General features: G+C 28.0%; 19 protein-coding genes, 2 riboswitches and 1 other annotated feature. Of the genes, 14 read left to right on the top strand and 5 right to left on the bottom strand.

What is annotated here, in order from left to right; translation table 11 throughout:
* Positions 1–141: 141 nt before the first annotated feature.
* The gene (locus tag J2Z24_RS04205; protein ID WP_111947529.1) at positions 142–1,443 is read left to right on the top strand and encodes an aminotransferase class V-fold PLP-dependent enzyme; all 1,302 of its coding nucleotides are present in this window, start codon (positions 142–144) and stop codon (positions 1,441–1,443) included.
* Between the two features lie 54 nt (positions 1,444–1,497).
* On the opposite strand, the gene J2Z24_RS04210 is transcribed toward J2Z24_RS04205, so the two are convergent.
* A complete protein-coding gene (locus J2Z24_RS04210; RefSeq protein WP_051593175.1) occupies positions 1,498–2,730 on the bottom strand; it encodes a DUF2705 family protein in 1,233 nt (410 codons plus the stop codon).
* Positions 2,730–3,641, bottom strand: coding sequence for an ABC transporter ATP-binding protein (locus J2Z24_RS04215; RefSeq protein WP_035146370.1), 912 nt, complete (start codon positions 3,639–3,641; stop codon positions 2,730–2,732). The genes J2Z24_RS04210 and J2Z24_RS04215 overlap by 1 nt, the downstream gene beginning before the upstream one ends.
* Positions 3,642–3,893: 252 nt before the next feature.
* Positions 3,894–3,999, top strand: a riboswitch (SAM riboswitch).
* 70 nt (positions 4,000–4,069) lie between these two features.
* Positions 4,070–4,176: riboswitch (SAM riboswitch) on the top strand.
* A gap of 62 nt (positions 4,177–4,238) precedes the next feature.
* On the opposite strand from J2Z24_RS04215, the gene J2Z24_RS04220 reads away from it, so the two are divergent.
* The 6 genes from J2Z24_RS04220 to mgtE all read left to right on the top strand — a co-directional run bounded on the left by J2Z24_RS04220 (position 4,239) and on the right by mgtE (position 9,723).
* Positions 4,239–5,195 (top strand): methionine ABC transporter ATP-binding protein, encoded by a 957-nt coding sequence (locus J2Z24_RS04220; protein ID WP_035146374.1) that lies wholly within the window; start codon positions 4,239–4,241, stop codon positions 5,193–5,195.
* Between the two features lies 1 nt (position 5,196).
* Positions 5,197–5,838, top strand: coding sequence for a methionine ABC transporter permease (locus J2Z24_RS04225; RefSeq protein ID WP_035146377.1), 642 nt, complete (start codon positions 5,197–5,199; stop codon positions 5,836–5,838).
* A 19-nt stretch (positions 5,839–5,857) separates the two neighbouring features.
* Positions 5,858–6,679, top strand: a complete 822-nt coding sequence (locus tag J2Z24_RS04230) for a MetQ/NlpA family ABC transporter substrate-binding protein (RefSeq protein ID WP_035146380.1) — start codon at positions 5,858–5,860, stop codon at positions 6,677–6,679.
* Positions 6,680–6,923: 244 nt separating this feature from the next.
* Positions 6,924–7,556: an SGNH/GDSL hydrolase family protein gene (locus tag J2Z24_RS04235; RefSeq protein WP_051593176.1), complete on the top strand. Its 633-nt coding sequence runs from the start codon at positions 6,924–6,926 to the stop codon at positions 7,554–7,556.
* A 41-nt stretch (positions 7,557–7,597) separates the two neighbouring features.
* On the top strand, positions 7,598–8,137 hold the full coding sequence (locus J2Z24_RS04240) for a pyruvate kinase alpha/beta domain-containing protein (protein ID WP_035146386.1): 540 nt from the start codon (positions 7,598–7,600) through the stop codon (positions 8,135–8,137).
* Between the two features lie 242 nt (positions 8,138–8,379).
* Entirely contained in the window at positions 8,380–9,723 is a 1,344-nt protein-coding gene (gene mgtE, locus J2Z24_RS04245) for a magnesium transporter (RefSeq protein ID WP_035146388.1), read from the top strand.
* 34 nt (positions 9,724–9,757) lie between these two features.
* Here mgtE and J2Z24_RS04250 read toward each other — a convergent pair whose 3' ends face one another.
* Both J2Z24_RS04250 and J2Z24_RS04255 read right to left on the bottom strand, forming a co-directional pair.
* On the bottom strand, positions 9,758–10,054 hold the full coding sequence (locus J2Z24_RS04250; protein ID WP_035146391.1) for a P-II family nitrogen regulator: 297 nt from the start codon (positions 10,052–10,054) through the stop codon (positions 9,758–9,760).
* Positions 10,051–10,767 carry a DUF1538 domain-containing protein gene (locus J2Z24_RS04255; protein WP_035146393.1) on the bottom strand — a complete coding sequence of 239 codons (717 nt, stop codon included), beginning with the start codon at positions 10,765–10,767 and terminating at the stop codon, positions 10,051–10,053. Before J2Z24_RS04255 ends, J2Z24_RS04250 begins: the two co-directional genes overlap by 4 nt.
* A 1,097-nt stretch (positions 10,768–11,864) precedes the next feature.
* Between J2Z24_RS04255 and J2Z24_RS04260 the strand changes: the two genes are divergently transcribed.
* The 3 genes from J2Z24_RS04260 to J2Z24_RS04270 are packed head-to-tail and all read left to right on the top strand — an operon-like array spanning position 11,865 to position 13,833.
* Positions 11,865–12,557 carry an MBL fold metallo-hydrolase gene (locus J2Z24_RS04260; RefSeq protein WP_035146398.1) on the top strand — a complete coding sequence of 231 codons (693 nt, stop codon included), beginning with the start codon at positions 11,865–11,867 and terminating at the stop codon, positions 12,555–12,557.
* 21 nt (positions 12,558–12,578) lie between these two features.
* Positions 12,579–12,962 carry an SdpI family protein gene (locus J2Z24_RS04265; protein WP_035146400.1) on the top strand — a complete coding sequence of 128 codons (384 nt, stop codon included), beginning with the start codon at positions 12,579–12,581 and terminating at the stop codon, positions 12,960–12,962.
* A 16-nt stretch (positions 12,963–12,978) separates the two neighbouring features.
* Positions 12,979–13,833, top strand: coding sequence for a CPBP family intramembrane glutamic endopeptidase (locus J2Z24_RS04270; protein ID WP_035146403.1), 855 nt, complete (start codon positions 12,979–12,981; stop codon positions 13,831–13,833).
* Here J2Z24_RS04270 and J2Z24_RS04275 read toward each other — a convergent pair.
* On the bottom strand, positions 13,819–14,277 hold the full coding sequence (locus J2Z24_RS04275) for a hypothetical protein (RefSeq protein ID WP_051593178.1): 459 nt from the start codon (positions 14,275–14,277) through the stop codon (positions 13,819–13,821). The genes J2Z24_RS04270 and J2Z24_RS04275 overlap by 15 nt on opposite strands.
* Positions 14,278–14,577: 300 nt before the next feature.
* Positions 14,578–14,812, top strand: a binding site (T-box leader).
* A 250-nt stretch (positions 14,813–15,062) separates the two neighbouring features.
* On the opposite strand from J2Z24_RS04275, the gene trpE reads away from it, so the two are divergent.
* The 4 genes from trpE to trpC are packed head-to-tail and all read left to right on the top strand — an operon-like array spanning position 15,063 to position 18,919.
* Complete coding sequence (gene trpE / locus J2Z24_RS04280; RefSeq protein ID WP_035146405.1) at positions 15,063–16,520, top strand: anthranilate synthase component I; 1,458 nt, start codon at positions 15,063–15,065, stop codon at positions 16,518–16,520.
* Positions 16,521–17,111, top strand: coding sequence for an anthranilate synthase component II (locus tag J2Z24_RS04285; protein ID WP_035146407.1), 591 nt, complete (start codon positions 16,521–16,523; stop codon positions 17,109–17,111).
* Complete coding sequence (gene trpD, locus J2Z24_RS04290; protein ID WP_035146410.1) at positions 17,104–18,117, top strand: anthranilate phosphoribosyltransferase; 1,014 nt, start codon at positions 17,104–17,106, stop codon at positions 18,115–18,117. The genes J2Z24_RS04285 and trpD overlap by 8 nt, the downstream gene beginning before the upstream one ends.
* Positions 18,118–18,130: 13 nt before the next feature.
* Positions 18,131–18,919: an indole-3-glycerol phosphate synthase TrpC gene (gene trpC / locus J2Z24_RS04295; protein ID WP_035146413.1), complete on the top strand. Its 789-nt coding sequence runs from the start codon at positions 18,131–18,133 to the stop codon at positions 18,917–18,919.
* Positions 18,920–18,929: the final 10 nt, after the last annotated feature.

An 18,929-nucleotide genomic window follows, 5' to 3' on the forward strand; every position in this document is an offset into this window, starting at 1 on the left:
TTTATTTATAGTATACATACATATTATAACTTATATATGTATACTATAAAACTATATATTGGAAAAATATTATTTTAATAGCTGGTTACTTTTTTGCTTTTTTCATAATATATATAAAGAGTAATTTTAGGAGTGGTAACCGTGGTTAATTATTACAATCTTATAGTAGGATCTAATACTATAGTGCCTACAGCTAATAAAAGATATGTAAAATATGTTAACTTTGATAATGCTGCCACCACTCCAGCTTTTAAAACCGTTGTTGATGATTTAATGAATTTTCTTCCGTATTATTCCTCAATACATCGGGGAATGGGATACAAATCACAACGTTCCACTAAGGTTTATGAAGATGGAAGAAAAGTGGTAGCTGATTTTGTAGGAGCTGATTTAGAGAAAGATACTGTAATTTTTGTAAAAAATACTACAGAAGCTATAAATAAGCTTTCAAATATGATGTATGAAAAGTATAATGACAGTATAATTATATCTACTGAAATGGAGCATCATTCAAATGATTTACCTTGGAGAAAATTCAATATAGAATATGTTAAAGTTGATAACTCAGGAAGACTTTTAATAGAAGACTTAGAAGATAAATTACAGAAGTATTATGGCAAGGTAAAACTAGTAACAGTAACTGGTGCATCTAATGTAACCGGATATAAAAATTCTATATATGATATAGCAAGGATAGTTCATAAATATGATGCTAAATTATTAGTAGATGGAGCTCAACTTGTTCCGCATGCTTCAGTAAATATGAAAAAACACAATGACTTAGAGCATATAGACTATTTAGCTTTTTCAGCTCATAAAATGTATGCTCCCTTTGGAACTGGAGTGCTTATAGGACCTAAAGCTGAATTAGATGATATAAATCCTGACTATTCAGGAGGAGGTACTGTGGATATAGTAACTTATGATTTTATAAAGTGGCATGAAACTCCAGAAAAGGATGAGGCAGGAACGCCTAATCTTTTAGGAGTAGTGGCTTTATCATCTGCAATAAAAACTTTAAAAAATTTAGATATGAGAAGAATTGAAGTATATGAAAAAAATCTTTTAAAATATGCACTAAGTTATTTGAGAAATATTCCACAGGTGAAATTATATTGTTCTGGTTGTAATTCTAACGTATCAATTGTTTCTTTTAATGTACAAGGAATATATCATGAAACTTTAGCGAAAATACTTTCTTATGAATTTGGTATTGGAGTTAGAACAGGTTGTTTTTGTGCCCAGCCTTATGTACAGAAATTATTAAATGTTCCTATAGAAGAAAGAATGAAAATAGCAGAACAGGGAGAAAGAAGACTTGGATTTGTAAGACTTAGTTTTGGATTATACAATACTTTTAAGGAGATAGACTATTTTATGTATGCTTTAAATACTATTATAAATAACAAGCAGTGGTATTTAAATAAATATGATACTAAATAATAATATAAATGACCAGATAAGAGATTTTTGAAATCTCTTATCTGGTCATAAATTTTAAATCAATATATCTCTTTTAGTAAATATAATGTGCGATAAAACATAACATATTAATGTCCATATAATTAAAACCATTATTCCATAAGAAGTAGTTACAGAAGGATTATTAAATTTTAATGCTAGGGTTCCTTCCAGTAAAGTACCTACTCTACCGTAACTGGTAAATAAAAAGTAAGCTATTTTTCTAACTGCTGGCACCACTTCTGAAAGAACTGTTATAAATAGTACAGAAACTATACCTAAAGACATAGAAGCCATGCTACTTTTAAATATAGAGGATATTAAAAATGCAAAAGCACAACAAGATATTATAAATAAAGCTTGCAATAAAAACATGTACAAAGTATTTTGCCATATAGGAATAACCTTAGTACTATCTAATATCTGAACTAAGTTAGATTTTTGTCCCATACTTATATGAGCAAAGTCAAACTTATATGTAGTGCCTACAAAAGTAGGATAATTAGGATTACCAAAGCCTATAAATAAACCTACTAACAAGAAGAAGATAATTTCAGCTAAAAAAATTAAGCTTAAAGCTACAGAAGTAACAGATATAAATTTAGAAAATAGAATTTTTCCCCTTGAAACGGGTTGTATTAATAAAAATTTTAATGTAGGTGGAGTACACTCGCCAGAAACTATATCTGATGTAAATAATATTATTCCTATGGCAAGAATAATACCACCTAGTACTTCATTAAATAATAATTTTATAAAATTAAAGGAATTAAACTTACTTTCTTCCATAGGATTTATATTGTTGTCCAAAAAATATTTAAGTTTCCTTATTTCCTGTTTAGTTTCTTCTTTATAACTAATATCTTCATTATTATCTTTTAAGCCATTTTCTAATTGAGCTATGTTAATTTTAACATCTTTTTTCCAATCAATTTCATTAATGCCTAACTCCTTCATTTTAGTTAATTCTTGTATTTGATTATCTAATTCTTTAATTTTATTATCAATATTTTTATTATGAGCTTTTAATTCAGTAGGACTTTCTTTTATTGCTTCAGAAATATTAGCCTTTTCATTTAGTAAAGAATCCCTAGAATTAATAAGCATTTCTATTTTGGCTTCAGGAGTATTCATTTTTATTCTTCTTTGTTCCTCTTTATATCCAGTAATAACTATAGTAGCCATTAAAGCAATAAAGGCTAAGAATACAATATAAGTTTTTCTTCTACTTAGTATTTTTATAATTTCATTATGGATTAAATATATCATTATATTTTGCCACCTTCCATAAGTTCCATATATCTTTGCTCTAATCCTTTATGTTTTTTATATACTTCCTGAATATTTACTCCGTTGTTTATAAGGACTTTTATTAAATCAGTAGTATAATCTTTTTTTATTGTCACTTCTATAACATCCTCTTGTTTATTAATTTGACGAATAAAATCCAAACCATGAAGAACTCTTTCACATTTTATAGTTTCTTTAGTGCTAATAACTAGAGTTTCATTTTTAATTAAATTGTCATTATCATATATGTTGTCAATAGATTGAATTATACCTTTATTTATAAAGGCTACTCTATGACAAAGCTGCTGAATTTCACTTAATATATGAGAGGATATAAAAACAGAAGTCTTTTTTTCTTCAGCTATATTTTTTACTATATTTCTAAAATCCAGTATACCAGAAGGATCTAATCCATTAGTAGGTTCATCCAATATTAAAAGTTTCGGTTCAGGTAATAAAGCTGCTGCTAGTCCTAATCTTTGTTTCATACCAAGAGAATATTTCTTTACTTTATCATTAATTCTATCTTTTAACCCTACTAACTCTATTACTTCTTCTACTTTATTTTTTGAAATATTTCTTACTCTAGCAATTTGCATTAAGTTTTCTTTACCAGATAAATATGCATAAAGCTCTGGATTTTCTACTACAGCACCTAAATAAGATAAGGCTTTTTCTCTTTCTTTACATAGATTATGTGACATAATACTAACATTTCCTTCATCTGGATGTATTAATCCAACCAATATTCTAATAGTGGTAGTTTTACCTGCGCCATTAGGTCCTAAGAATCCGAATATTTCTCCCTCTTTAACGGAAAAGCTTACCCCTCTAATTACAGGACGTCCACTTAATCTTTTACAAATATTATCCACTTCAAGAACATTCATTTAATGTAATTCCTCCTTAGACATATTTCTTAAAGGTTCTATTTAAAGCACGTTTTGATTTTAGCATAACTTTATGAAAAATACCTTTAACAAAACCTTAAAATTTTCTTAAAATGAAATAAACTTTAAAGGTAATTTTATAATTAAATAATAATTTTATGACGAAAAATGAAAAAAGTTTATTTTTAATATTGACAATAAAAAGAAATATTAATATAATATAAACAGCATCTAGAAAATTTAATATTTAAGCGCTTATCAAGAGAGGTGGAGGGACTGGCCCTATGAAGCCCAGCAACCGATATTATTAAGGTAATGTCAGGTGCTAATTCCTGCGGTGTGTGCCGAAAGATGAGGAGAAAATTAGGGTATAAAACCTGAGATTATTCTCAGGTTTAATTTTTTTATATTAGTAAAATTTAATAAGGAGCTTATCAAGAGAGGTGGAGGGACTGGCCCTATGAAGCCCAGCAACCAGTATTACTAAGGTAATGCTAAGGTGCTAATTCCTGCGGTGTATGCCGAAAGATGAGGAGGAAAGTGAAGACTTGAGATATCCTCAGGTCTATTTTTTTACAATCTAAAGGGGGGTTTACTGTGATAGAAATTAAAGATGTAGGTAAAAATTTTCATCAAAATCAAGTATTACAAAAAGTAAATTTAAACATAAATGAAGGAGAAATATTTGGAATAATAGGACGAAGTGGTGCAGGTAAATCCACATTATTAAGATGTCTAAATGGATTAGAGAGCTATGATGAAGGCAGCATAATGGTTATGGGAAAAGAAGTAAAAGAGTTAAATTTAGATGGTATAAGAGTTTTAAGAAAAGATATGGGAATGATTTTTCAAAACTTTAATTTACTTAATACAAAAAATGTTTATGATAATGTAGCTTTGCCATTAGAAATATGGAAAAAAGATAAAGCTTATATAAAAAAGAGAGTTACTGAACTTTTAAACTTAGTTGGGCTTAAAGATAAAATGAAGAGTATGCCTAGAGAATTAAGTGGAGGACAAAAACAAAGAGTAGCCATTGCAAGGGCTTTGACACTAGAGCCTAAAATACTTTTATGTGATGAAGCTACTTCAGCTCTAGATCCAGAAACTACAAAATCTATATTAGCTCTTATTAAAGAAATTAATGAAAAGTTAAATATAACTGTAGTTGTAGTAACCCATCAAATGGAGGTTATCAAAGAAATTTGCAATAAAGTAGCTTTAATTGAAGGAGGACAGATAAAAGCAGCTGGTCTAGTTAAGGAACTTTTCTTAAGGCCAGAGGGAGAACTTAAAAAATTATTATGTGGTGATGAGCTGTTACCTGATCATGGAATAAATATAAAATTGTTCTTCCCAGGAGAGATAAGTGAAAGCTCAGTAATAACTTCTATGGCTAGAGAATTAGATATAAATTTTTCAATAGTATGGGGAAAGTTAGAAAATTTTAGACAAGAAGTTTTGGGAAGCTTAATTATAAATGTAGAGGAAAAACAAAAGGAAAAAATATGTGGATACCTAAATAGTAAATCTATTCCTTGGGAGGTGATATAAAATGATTAAAGAAATTTTGATTACAGGATTAAAAGATACAGTATATATGGTAAGTTATGCTACCTTATTTGCAGTGATTTTAGGTTTTATATTTGCAATAATACTTATTCTAACAGATAATAATGGATTAAAACCCAATAAGTTTGTTTATAGTTTGCTTGATTTAATTATAAATGTATTAAGATCTTTCCCATTCATCATACTTATGATTGCAATTTTTCCATTAACTAAGTTGATTGTTGGAAAAAGTATAGGAAGAACCGCAGCCATTGTTCCTTTAACTATTGGAGCGGCGCCATTTGTTGCAAGAATTATAGAGTCTGCATTAAAAGAAGTTGATCCAGGACTTATTGAAGCAGCTAAATCTTTTGGAGCTACTACAAGTCAAATATTATTTAAAGTTATGATTAAAGAAGCTTTTCCTTCTATTGTAAGAGGAATTATTTTAACCATAATAAACCTAATAGGGTATTCAACAATGGCTGGTGCTATTGGAGCCGGCGGTCTTGGAGATGTGGCTATAAAGTATGGATACAATGGATTTAAAACTGATATTATGGTTTATACTGTAATTGTTCTTATAATATTAGTTCAATTTATACAAAGTTTAGGAAATGTTTTATATAAAAATTTAAATAAATAATTTAAGGGGGACTTTTAATATGAAAAAATTATCATTAGTATTATCAGCAGTTTTATTAACAGTAGGTTTAACAGGTTGTGCAGGGGAGAAAGCACAAAGTACAGAGGCTAAAAATGATACCCAAAGTAAAAAGGAAATTGTAGTTGGGGCTTCACCAGTTCCACACAAAGAAATATTAGAAAAGGCTGCAGAAGTACTTAAAAAAGATGGATACACATTAAAAATTGTAGACTTTACAGATTACCAAATACCAAATACAGCTCTTGCTGAAAAACAGTTAGATGCAAATTATTTTCAACATATTCCATTCTTAAATAAATCAGTAGAAGAAAAAAAGTTGGATTTAGATTATACAGTTAAAGTGCATATTGAGCCAATGGGTTTATATTCAAAAAAAATTAAGAATATAAAAGAAATTAAAGATGGGGCTGAAATTGCAATACCTAATGATCCAACTAATGGAGGAAGAGCTTTAAGAGTATTAGAAAGTGCAGGTCTCATAAAGTTAAAGAGTGGAGAACTTGTAACAAAACTTGATATAACTGAAAATAAAAAAGGATTAAAGATTACAGAAATGGATGCTCCTCAACTTCCAAGAGTACTTGGTGATGTAGATGCAGCAGTTATAAACACTAATTTTGCTATTGAAGCAGGACTAAACCCAACTAAAGATGCTATTGTTCTTGAACCTAAGGAGTCACCTTATGCAAATGTATTAGCTGTAAGAAAAGAAGATAAAGATAAAGACTATATAAAGGCATTATCAAAAGCTTTAAATTCACCAGAAGTTAAGAAATTTATAGAGGAAAAATATAAAGGAAACATAATACCAGCTTTCTAATAAAATTATTTAAAACTTATCTATAGTGAGGCTGTGGCGCTAAGAATAAATCTCACAACATATTGTGTTTGTTATTGATTTGCAAAGCAATATATTGTATGTAAGTTTCTTAATACCACAGCCTCATTTTAAATTTTATTTTCTATGAGTTGTATAATCTTAGGAATATGACTATAATAAAATTAGTTAGTAATTTATAATTGTTAACATAAAAATAGAAAAACATAAATTTATGGAGGATAGTATGAAAAGTATACTCTGCTATGGAGATTCAAATACATGGGGATATAACCCTATAGATGGCAGTAGATATAAAAAAGAAATAAGATGGACTACAGTTTTGCAAAAGGAATTAGGAGAGAAATATGATATTATTTCAGAAGGCTTAAATGGAAGAACCACTGTGTGGAATGATCCTATAGAGGGGGAATATAAGAATGGTAAAAGCTATTTAATGGCCTGTCTTCATTCTCACAAACCTATAGATTTACTTATAATAATGTTAGGAACTAATGACTTAAAATATAAATTTTCACTACAAGCTTATGATGTTGTAAAAGGAATGGAAACTTTAGTTAAACTTGCAAAGAAAAGTGAAGCAGGTATAGAAGGCAATTCGCCAGAAATATTAGTAATAATTCCTCCCGAAATAGGGCCATTAAATGAGAAAGATACCTTGTTTTTAGGAGGAGAAGAAAAAAGCAAATTATTTTCAGAACAGTTTAGTAAAATATTAAAAGGACAGTGTTACATATTAGATTCATCAAAAATTATAAAATCTTCAGAAGTGGATGGAATACATTTATCTGAGGAAAGTCATAAAATTTTAGGTATGGTTGTATCAGAATTTATAAAAAATATAATTTATAAAGAATAGAAATTCAATACTATTATTTAAATTTTAAAGGAGGTATATTTATGTATTTTGAAAATGCAGGAAAAGAAAATAGTAAAAATACTGTGGACATAGCTTTAGAGACTGCAAATAAAAAAGGTATAAAACATATAGTAATAGCGTCCACTAAAGGAGATACTGCTAGACAATTAAAGGATTGTGGACTTGATGTAACTGTGGTTACTCATGCTTATGGAAATAAAGAACCTGGTGTTCAAGAAATGACAAAAGAAGTTATGGAAGAACTTAAAGGTTATGGATTCAAAATATTTTCAGGAACCCATGTGCTTTCAGGAGCAGAAAGAGGAATTTCTAGAAAGTTTGGAGGAGTATCTCCAGTAGAAATGATGGCACAAACTCTTAAAATGTTTGGACAAGGAGTAAAGGTTGGAGTAGAAATTTCAACTATGGCTTTAGATGCTGGTTTAATTCCAACAGGAGAAGATATAATTGCTATAGGAGGATCACAAAGCGGAGCAGATACAGCAATTATAATAAGACCTGCCCATGCTAATGCTATTTTTGATACAAAGATTAGAGAAATTATTTGTAAACCTGTTTAATTTGAAATAAATTCTTTATTGATATAATAGTTCCAATATGATACAATTTTACTAAAGCATAAAACTTAGATTTCTTGAAAGAGAAAGAATCTAAGTTTTATTTTTGTTATTAAAATAAACTTATAAATTTATACATGGAAGAAGGTGATAGTTATGGATACGGATCCTGAACCTAAAAGATGTACAAACAATAATACCGCCATAACTATGAAAGGTATGGTGATGCTTAGGAGATGATTTAATTGAAAAAAGAATTAAGAGAGGTTTTAGAATTAATCCAACAAAAGAACTTTACTAAGGTTAGAGAAAAGATTATAAAACTAAATTCTGTACACATTGGTGAAATAATTGAAAACTTAGATGTATCAGAAGCAATTTTAATATTTAGAATGTTACCTAAAGATTTAGTTGTAGATGTTTTTAATTATATTAATAATGATTTCCAAGAGAAAATAATTTCATCAATAACAGATAAAGAAATAGAAAACATAATTGATCAAATTTATTTTGATGATATGATAGATCTTTTAGAAGAAATGCCTGCGAAAGTAGTAAAGAAAATATTACAATATTCAAATGTAGAAGAAAGAAAACTCATAAATGAATTTTTAAATTATCCTGAAAGTTCAGCAGGCAGCCTAATGACTATAGAATATGTAGATTTAAAAAAGACTATGACAGTAAAAGAAGCTTTGGAGCATATAAAAGCTACTGGAGTTAATAAAGAAACTATATATACTTGTTATGTAATAGATGCAAATAGAAAGTTAGAAGGAATAATATCGTTAAGACATTTAATATTAAGTGATTATGAAGCTAAAATAGAAGATATTATGAAAAGTGATGTTGTTTATGTAAATACGCATAAAGATCAAGAGGAAGTGGCTAAAGTATTTAAAAAATATGATTTAATTGCAGTTCCGGTAGTAGACATGGAAGACAGATTGACAGGTATTATAACCATTGATGATATAGTAGATGTAATAGAACAGGAAAATACAGAGGATTTCCAAAAGATGGCAGCGATGGCTCCCTCTGAGAAAGAATATTTAAATACAGGGGTTTGGAAACTAGCTAAAAATAGATTAATGTGGTTAATAATACTTATGATATCAGCAACCTTTACTGGAAATATAATAAAAAGTTTTGAAAATGTATTACAATCAGTAGTTCTTTTAACTGCATTTATTCCAATGCTTATGGATACTGGTGGTAATGCAGGTTCTCAATCTGCTACTCTAGTAATAAGAAGTATTGCTTTAGGAGAAATTAAAAGAAAAGATGTTTTAAAAGTAATGTGGAAAGAATTAAGGGTAAGTTTAATAGTAGGAATACTATTATCCATAATAAATTTTTTAAGAATTTATTATATAGAAAGAGTACCTTTAAATATATCTTTAACAGTGTGCATAACTTTAATTTTTACTGTAATTTTAGCAAAAGTAGTAGGGGCAATTCTACCAATGCTTGCAAAAAAGCTTAATTTAGATCCAGCAATTATGGCAAGCCCTTTAATAACCACTGTGGTAGATGCAACATCACTTATAGTTTACTTTAGTGTAGCAAAAATTTTATTAGGAATATAATTATATAATAAATAGGAATAAGAAGACTAAAGGGTCAACTTATTCCTATTGTATTTATTAAAGAAAAAGTAAAAAGAATTCCTTTACCAGGTTTCTCTAAGTTGCCTGCTTTAACTATAGCATCAATAATAGCTTTAGATTTTTCTTCTTGAGAAATAATTAGAATAGCTTCTTTAGAGGATTCAATATGGAAATTAAAATACTTTTTTATTTCATCTTCTCCAGTACCTCTTCCATAGAAAATTGTGGCTCCTTTAGCTCCAGCAATTTTAGCTTTATCTACTATAGCATTAGCTTTACCTCTTTCTACAATAGTAACTATACAAATCAAATGAATATACCTCCTTTTCTAGTAATTATACCAAGTAAAAGAACAGAGATAACTGGACCCAGAGAAGTTAGTCCAATAATACCAAAACCATTTAGTAAAGGGTCAGAACCTTCAATAACTTTAGATAAACCTAAAGCTATGGCTAGGTTTAAAGGTATATTTACAGGACCTGTGGTAGAGCTAGCACAGTCAAAAGCTATGCCAATTATCTCTTGAGGAGCAATAAAGCATAATACCAATGCCATTATAAGAAGAGGAACTACAATTTTTGAAGTATTTACATTATATATTATTTTATAAATACCCAAAGAAAGACCAGTAGCAAAGCCAAGAGCTACAGTACAAATTAATGTATTTGTTGGAATAGCTCCTATAGATACCTCTTCTATTTCCATAGCAAGTATGGATAAGGCAGGTTCCACTAAGGTTGTACAAAATCCAATGAAGAAAACAAGAAGTAAAATGCTCCATTTATTATCTAAAGAAACAAAGTTTTCTCCCACAGATTCTCCAAGAGGAAGTAAGGAGAGGCTTGTTCCTTCAATAAATAAAAAAAGGCCTACTACACTTAATATTATGCCTATGGTAAAAGATTTAACATCCTTTAAAGGTTTTTTGAATAAAAAAATTTGAATAAAAACTAAAAAAAGGGTTACGGGTAAAATACTTTTAAAAGTATCCCATAATCCTTTTAGCAGATATAAAATTTTCATGTAATTCCTCCTAAAAAATTATCTATAATTAATTATAGCAATAATGAATAGGAGTTGTTACAGAATGTAGCACAATTAACATATAATTTACAGTAAATACATAGATTGTTAATTTATAATATTGTTAAATCCTTTTAATGTAAGGAAGAAGCTTCTTTTAATTTTCTTTTTAGCAAAATAAGGTTGCAAAAACTTAGTATAGAAAATAAAATTGTATATACACCAACAGATATAACTGTTAATTTATAAGTTGTGTCCATATAGAAGGATACAACAATTAATACTGAAGCAGCTATAAAGGACATAATATTTAAAAACATCAAAAAATTTATTGAGTTTTTAGAGTGTTCCTTTATTACGGAATATAAACTAGAAATTATAACTATAGGTATAATAAATACTGATAAAAGTTTTAAAAGTTTGTGAAATAAATCTATATTTAAGAATAAAACTCTAAAGGATTTATTTGCTACATAAAATATTATGTATATAGAATATAACGTAACTAAAAATTTAAAATCATCTTTTATTTTAGGGTATATAAAAGATAAACTTATAAGATATCCTAACAATATAGAAAAAATAATTAATACTAAGTTAATTATTGATCCTTTTTGTTGATATCATAATTGTTATAGTTTTTATCCCAAAATATAGAAAATATCTATAACAAGAGTATAATCTAATAATATACCAAGATCAAGGAAATTATAAAAATATCAATTTTTTTGATATTTTTATAAAAAAATTGATACTTTCATAAATATGGTAAAATTCTTAGGATTATGGTGTATAATTATTGTAATCCCAATAGGCATAGAAGAAAATATCATTCGGATTTAAATCCGTATCCATAAGGAAATAGATCCGGTACCAATACGGATTTAAATCCGGAACAAATAATCCCTCTACTAAAAGATCATTCTACTAAAGATTAATAATATATATTATATATAAGTTGATGTGCTATCTAATATTTTATATTAAATAGAAAATATTTAGCACATATTTATCAGTGAAACAAAAAATAATAAATTTATCTAATTTTATGGAAAATGGGAATGTTTGAGGTATAATAATACAAAGGAGAGATAATTATGCTAAAACTGAATTTCTTGGGTAGAGGTAGTGCTTTTAATGTCAAGGAAGGTAATACAAGTGCTTATGTAAAAAATGGAAAAGATTTTATATTACTAGATTGTGGAGAAGATGTATTTGAAAGAATAATTAATAATAATTTATTAAATGATGTGACAAATGTATATGTTATTATAACACATTTAAATTCGGATCATATAGGAAGTTTAAGTAGCTTAATTTATTATTGTTATTACATTAAGAATATTACACCTAATATTTATTTTCCAAGTGCAGAGTTACAACAATTATTGAATATAATGGGACATAGTAGAGAATTTAATTTAACATTATCTGAAATAGATGTAGTTCTTAACATACATGATATTTCATTTAAGTTTATACCAGTTACTCATATTGAAAAAATGAATTGCTATGGGGTAATTATACAGGATAAAGATAACACTATATATTATAGTGGAGATAGTAATAATATATCAGAAAACATACTTAATAGATTAAATGAAGTAGATTATCTTTATCAAGATACTTCTTTGGCAGACTATACTGGTAGTCCGCATTTGTCTTTAAGAAAGTTGTGTGAATTAATTCCCAAACAGTGGAGAAGTAAAGTATATTGTATGCATATTGATAGTGATGAATTAATAATTCAAGCTAAAGAGCAAGGGTTTAATATTGTTGAAATAAATTAAATTGTTGGGAGATGACATTACATGGGAAATTTAACAAGCTGCATTAGTGGAATAATCTTTATCAGTATTGGATTAGTAATGAAATTATATCCACCAGAGCATATTAATAAGACCATGGGATATAGGACACCTTTTGCTATGAAATCTAAAGATACATGGCTTGAAGGCAATCGTTTCTTTGGTATTATGCTATTAATTGGTGGTGCTATTTTTATACCATTTTCAATACTAATAAACCATCTATATAACAGTAATACAGATTTAGCAACGAAGATATTAGGGGTAAGCTTATCAATAATTCTGTTAATGATTATATTATGTACAGAAATCCATTTAAGAAATTTATTTAATAAAGATGGAATTAAAAAGGAAGAAATGATAATACAATTTTTACATATAGAGTAAATTTGGAGGTAATAAAATGCAAATAAATAGTAATATTTCTAGCAAGAGTGAAAGTAATGGAAAGAGGAGTGCTTATATATTTCCTGCAGTTACTTTTATAATTTTTATCATTAGTTACATATTATCAATTAAAGTTACACAAATAAAAAATGATGGAATGTTTACGTACAGGGCTTGGATGTGGACAGAGTATTTAATAGGAATTGCTTCATTAATAGCTATAGCTATTAAATTTAAACATATAAAAGCTGAAATTATATTTCCAGCTATAGTTTTAACTTTAATTAGCTCCAGCAGTCTTTTAAATAGATCTGATATTGGTACTACCATAAAAGAGACTGTAATTTTATTTTCTTCTTTTGTAGCTGCTTGTCTATTATCAAAAGGTGATAATAATATTAAATCTTCATTGGTAGAAAGTAAATTTAAAAAAGCAATAATATCTTTAATATTAGGGGCGCTTATAAGTATACCATTAGGCATTATAAATTTTTTGTATTTTAAAAATACAACAGGTTATTTAAGTTGGCAAAATCCAATTATATCAGCTTTTTTGGCTCTTCAACCAGGTATTGTAGAAGAAATAGTATTTAGATTTTTTATAATGAATGTATTTATTACTATTTTAAGTAAGTATAGTAATAAAAAATATACTGTAGCTATAAGTATGTTTTTGGGAGTTGTGCCTCATAGTTTATGCCACTTTTCTGAATTATGGATAATAAATCCAGTAAATGCTATTGTAATGCTTGTGTTAACTAGCTTACTTTTTGGACTACCTATGGCTTATCTACAATATAAAAGGGATTTAGAAACAGCCATATCATTTCACTGGTGCATTGATTTTATAAGATTTTTAGGTGGATTTTAATTTGAAATCAGACAAAGTAATTGAGTTTTTAGCATTGAAATTTAGATATTTTAATAATGTATTTGTATCACCATTAAAGGATAAGAAAATTGATCTTTCTTCATTATCAAGAACCATCAAATAGGGAGGTTCATTTTCAGGAAATATCATAATAACTTCATCTATAAAGGAACTTATCCATGTATTTTGAATTGCTATAGGTGTATCTAAAGGGATTTTAATCATATATCCTTTATCAGGAATAGGATTAAATTTCCCATATATTCCTTTTATATTTTGAAGGTAATTCTTAACTTGTTTTTCAATTTCAGAAGAGGATTCAATATTCTTTATAACATTATTCTTGTTAATATCAAATATTTCAATGCTTTTATATTGTTTTCCATAAACATTTATACATGAAAAAAGTAAAATAGAAAAAATTATCAGTGCTTTTTTGATCACTAGAAATCACCTCATTCTTAATATTACCTAAAATCATAAGAAATATTTTAATTAATAATATTTGAAATATGGTAATTGACAGTTAGTTTGTTAAGGTAAGGAACTTGGAGGATACTATGTGAATTATATGCTCATATTTGTGTTACAAAAATATTGCTTGAAAGTTCAGGAGGAAAGAATAATTGTTGAAGAAGAATAATATGAAAAAGGTGGATAAGTGATGATATTTAAAAAATAATTTTTTTAAATAATGTATTGACATTAAAATGAAAATACTATAAAATTTATGTAAATCAATAGCAAATGTCAGTGAACAGAAGGAGTAGCTAAGGGAGTTTAGTTTAAGCGAATCTGGAATGGTGAAAGCCAGGTACTGTAGTCTTTAGTGAATGGGTCTGTGAGATGTAGTGTGAATTAAAAGTAGCGCTTACCGGGGGTCTACCGTTAAAAGGACAGGGTATCGATTTATTTCCGTACCTGGTTAAAGATAATTTTATTTAGGTGGCATAGCGAAGTATAACATTTCGTCCTTTATTGGATGAAGTGTTTTTTTATTTTATCCCATAGCTACTCCGCAATACTCTCTACCTTTACAGATGTGAGATGTTAGAACTTTTTAGCTTTAGCAATTTAGAGTTCTTATGCTGTGCATAGCGGCTGTTACGTTTATGGATATTATAGCTTATAGCTTAAATAAAATTAAAATGGGTGGCACCACGGTCACTTCGTCCCATTAATTTAGGACGAAGTGGCCTTTTTTATTAATTTTTAAGGAGGTAACTTGGATGATTAGTATTTCAGAAAAAGAATTTAATAAACTAAAAAAACACAAGTATTCATTTTCAGTAAGTTATACCATAAGTGAAAAAGAAGTAGATCCTATAGGGATTTATATTGCACTAAAAGGCAAAAGAAAATTTATATTTGAAATAGATTTGGATAAAAGAGCTGGTAACAGATACTCATATATTGGTGTTAATCCCTATAGAATAATTAAAAATTTTAAAGAAGACATAACAGAAGAAATAATTAATTTAAATGAATTTGGGGAAGAAGTAAAAAAAGTAACTAAAGTAAAGGGTAATATATTTGATTATTTAAAACATAAGCTTGATATAAAATTTCTATCCTTAAATACAAATATACCATTTGAGGGAGGAGCTATAGGATATTTAGCATATGACACTGTTAAGTTAAATGAAAAAATACAAGACAACAATTTGGATCAGTTAAATGTTCCAGATAGCTATATTATGTTTTATAAATATATTTACTGTTACAACCATGAAAATAAGCAATTATCTATTATATACAATATTTTTGAAGAAGAAAATGAAACCTATAAACAGGTTACTAAAAAAATATATGAACTAAAAGGTAATTTAGAAAATATAGAAAAACCTTATAATATTGAAGAATTTGAATCCCAAAAGAATTTCATTTCAAATTTTTCAAAAGAACAGTATGAAGATATAGTAGAAAAGGCTAAGCAGTACATAAGAAAGGGAGATATATTTCAGGTGGTTTTATCTCAAAGATTGAAATTTAAGCAAAGATGTGATGCTTTTAATGTGTATAGAAAACTAAGAAATATAAATACTTCATCCTATCTTTTTTATATTGATTATGAAGAATTTCAAGTATCGGGTTCTTCGCCTGAAACTTTAGTAACAGTTAATGGGAAGATGGTATACACAAATCCTATTGCGGGAACTAGAAAAAGAGGAAAAGACTTAGATGAGGATGAGAAGATAAAAAATGAACTGTTAAAAGATAAAAAGGAAATAGCAGAACATATAATGCTGGTGGATTTGGGAAGAAATGATATAGGTAAAATAAGTGAATTTGGCACAGTAAAGTTAGAAAATTTTATGGATGTAAATTACTACTGTCATGTTATGCACATAGTGTCAAAAGTATCTGGAAAGTTGAAAGGTAATTTAAAATCTATAGATGCATTAAGAGCTTGCCTCCCAGTGGGAACTGTATCTGGAGCACCTAAGGTAAGAGCTATGGAAATTATTGAAGAACTTGAAAATGTTAAAAGAGGCATATATTCAGGAGCTATTGGATACTTTTCATTCAATGGAAATATGGATAGCTGTATTGCTATAAGATCCATTGTATTTAAACATGGAGAAGCTTTTGTACAGGCCGGTGCAGGTATAGTTTATGACTCTATTGCTGAAACAGAATACTATGAGACTTTAAACAAAGCCATGGTATTAAAGGAGGTTTTATAGATGTTTTTAATAATAGATAATTATGATTCATTTACCTATAATTTGTATCAATATATAGGAGAAATTTTAAAACAGCATAAAAGAGATGAGATACAAGTATTTAGAAATGATGAAATAACTGTAGAAGAAATAAGAAAAATAAATCCAAAGGGTATTATAATTTCACCTGGACCAGGTAGCCCCGAAAATTCAGGGATAACCATTGAAGTAATAAAAAATCTTGGGAAAGAAATACCTATTTTAGGTATTTGCCTTGGACATCAGGCTATTGCGTATTGTTATGGGGGAGAAGTATTAAGAGCTAATGAAATTAAACATGGAAAGACATCTACTATAAAGCATACAGAGCAAGGGATTTTTAATGGTATAAAAAATCCACTAAAGGTAATGAGGTATCATTCATTAATAGTAAGTAAGGATTTTTTACCAAGAGAATTAAATATAACATGTGAAACAAAGGATGGAATTATAATGGGACTTCAGCATAATGAATATCCAATCTATGGACTTCAATTTCATCCAGAGTCAATTTTAACTGAGGAAGGTAAAAATATTATTAAAAATTTTATAGAGGTGATTTGCAATGCTTAAAACAGCTATAAATAAATTATTGGTAAAAGAAAATTTAACTGAAGAAGAAGCTTATAATTCAATGAATGAAATAATGAAAGGGCAGGGAACAGAAAGTCAAATTGGAGCATTTCTTGTAGCTCTTAGAATGAAAGGAGAAAGTGTAGAAGAGATAACTGGTTGTGCAAAAGCTATGAGAGATAATGCAACTAAAGTAAATATAGGACAAGAATATGTTATAGATACCTGTGGAACTGGCGGAGATGGAGGAAAAACCTTTAATATTTCAACGGCAGCTTCTATAATAGCAGCTTCTTCGGGAATAAAAATTGCAAAGCATGGAAATGTAGCGGTATCCAGCAAAAGTGGAAGTGCTGATGTATTATCAAAGCTTGGAGTAAACATAAATTTAGATTCAATTGATGCTAAAAAATGCATTGATAAAGTTGGAATAGTGTTTTTATTTGCACAAAAGTATCATAAAGCAATGAAATATGCTGCTGCTCCCAGAAGAGAACTAGGAACAAGAACTGTGTTTAATATATTGGGACCATTAACAAATCCAGCTTATGTAAAAGGGCAAGTTATGGGAGTATATGAAGAGAAATTAACAAATATAGTAGCAAATGTTTTATCAAATTTAGGATGTAAAAAAGCTATGGTAGTTCATGGAATGGATGGTTTAGATGAAATTACTACCACTGGTGCAACAAAAGTTAGTGAAGTAACAAATGGCTATGTTAAAGATTACTTTATAAATCCAAAGGAATATGGATTATCTTTAGCCATATCTAATGATATTGAAGGAGGCTCATCTGAGGAAAATGCTGAAATAATATTAAATATATTAAAAGGAGAAAAGGGAAGGAAAAGGGACATTGTATTACTTAATACTGCAGCGGCACTTTATATAGGTAATAGCTGTAATAGTTTAAAAGAAGGATTAGATTTAGCAGCTCATCTTATAGATTCAAGTAAGGCATATGACAAGCTTCAACAATTAGTACAAGTAAGTAATAATTTATAAGGAGTAGTAAAAAATGTTCTTAGATAAAATAGTAAATAAAAAGAAAATTCAAATTCAAGAAGAAAAAAAGCAATTATCATTATCAGAAGTTTTGGAAAATATCGAAAAGTATCAATTTAATAAAGCTGATTTTAAGAAAGTTTTAAATAAAGAAAAAATATCAATAATTGGAGAAATAAAAAAAGCTTCTCCATCAAAAGGTGTGATTTTAGAGGATTTCAATCCAACTAGTATAGCTAAAGTATATGAAAGTATTAATATAGATGCCATCTCCGTGTTAACAGAAAAGCATTTTTTTCAAGGTAATAATAGCTATATAAGTGAAGTTAAAAGGGTAACAACTAAACCAATACTTAGAAAAGATTTTATAGTAGATTTATATCAAATTTATACTTCAAAACTTATAGGTGCAGATGCAGTACTTTTAATAGCTGCAGTGTTGAAAGAAGACTTAGGAAAATTTTACTTAAAGGCTAAGGACATTGGACTTCAATGTATTGTAGAAGTACACAATAAAGAGGAACTTGATAATGCCTTACAGGTAGATGCAGATATTATAGGAATAAATAATAGAAATTTGATAGATTTCACTGTTAGTTTAGATAATACAGAAAAATTAATAAAATATATTCCTAAAAACAAAATTATAGTTTCTGAAAGTGGCATAAGAACTCCAGAAAAGATAAATTACTTAAAGAATTTAGGGGTAAATGCAGTACTAATTGGAGAAAGCTTTATGAGAGAAATAAATAATATTGATAAATTAAAGTATTTCATATATAAGGCAAAAGGAGGAGCATAAAATTCTTATA

Source organism: Clostridium tetanomorphum (assembly GCF_017873215.1).
Taxonomy (GTDB): Bacteria; Bacillota; Clostridia; order Clostridiales; family Clostridiaceae; genus Clostridium_AO; species Clostridium_AO tetanomorphum.

What these genes read in the sequence shown, in the direction of transcription:
- trpD (WP_035146410.1), top strand. Translation starts at nt 17,104, where the DNA reads ATGCTTAAAACAGCTATAAATAAATTATTGGTAAAAGAAAATTTAACT.
- J2Z24_RS04285 (WP_035146407.1), top strand. Translation starts at nt 16,521, where the DNA reads ATGTTTTTAATAATAGATAATTATGATTCATTTACCTATAATTTGTAT.
- J2Z24_RS04270 (WP_035146403.1), top strand. Translation starts at nt 12,979, where the DNA reads ATGCAAATAAATAGTAATATTTCTAGCAAGAGTGAAAGTAATGGAAAG.
- J2Z24_RS04210 (WP_051593175.1), bottom strand. Translation starts at nt 2,730, where the DNA reads ATGATATATTTAATCCATAATGAAATTATAAAAATACTAAGTAGAAGA.
- J2Z24_RS04255 (WP_035146393.1), bottom strand. Translation starts at nt 10,767, where the DNA reads ATGAAAATTTTATATCTGCTAAAAGGATTATGGGATACTTTTAAAAGT.
- J2Z24_RS04225 (WP_035146377.1), top strand. Translation starts at nt 5,197, where the DNA reads ATGATTAAAGAAATTTTGATTACAGGATTAAAAGATACAGTATATATG.
- J2Z24_RS04235 (WP_051593176.1), top strand. Translation starts at nt 6,924, where the DNA reads ATGAAAAGTATACTCTGCTATGGAGATTCAAATACATGGGGATATAAC.
- J2Z24_RS04260 (WP_035146398.1), top strand. Translation starts at nt 11,865, where the DNA reads ATGCTAAAACTGAATTTCTTGGGTAGAGGTAGTGCTTTTAATGTCAAG.
- trpE (WP_035146405.1), top strand. Translation starts at nt 15,063, where the DNA reads ATGATTAGTATTTCAGAAAAAGAATTTAATAAACTAAAAAAACACAAG.
- J2Z24_RS04240 (WP_035146386.1), top strand. Translation starts at nt 7,598, where the DNA reads ATGTATTTTGAAAATGCAGGAAAAGAAAATAGTAAAAATACTGTGGAC.
- trpC (WP_035146413.1), top strand. Translation starts at nt 18,131, where the DNA reads ATGTTCTTAGATAAAATAGTAAATAAAAAGAAAATTCAAATTCAAGAA.
- J2Z24_RS04215 (WP_035146370.1), bottom strand. Translation starts at nt 3,641, where the DNA reads ATGAATGTTCTTGAAGTGGATAATATTTGTAAAAGATTAAGTGGACGT.
- J2Z24_RS04230 (WP_035146380.1), top strand. Translation starts at nt 5,858, where the DNA reads ATGAAAAAATTATCATTAGTATTATCAGCAGTTTTATTAACAGTAGGT.
- J2Z24_RS04265 (WP_035146400.1), top strand. Translation starts at nt 12,579, where the DNA reads ATGGGAAATTTAACAAGCTGCATTAGTGGAATAATCTTTATCAGTATT.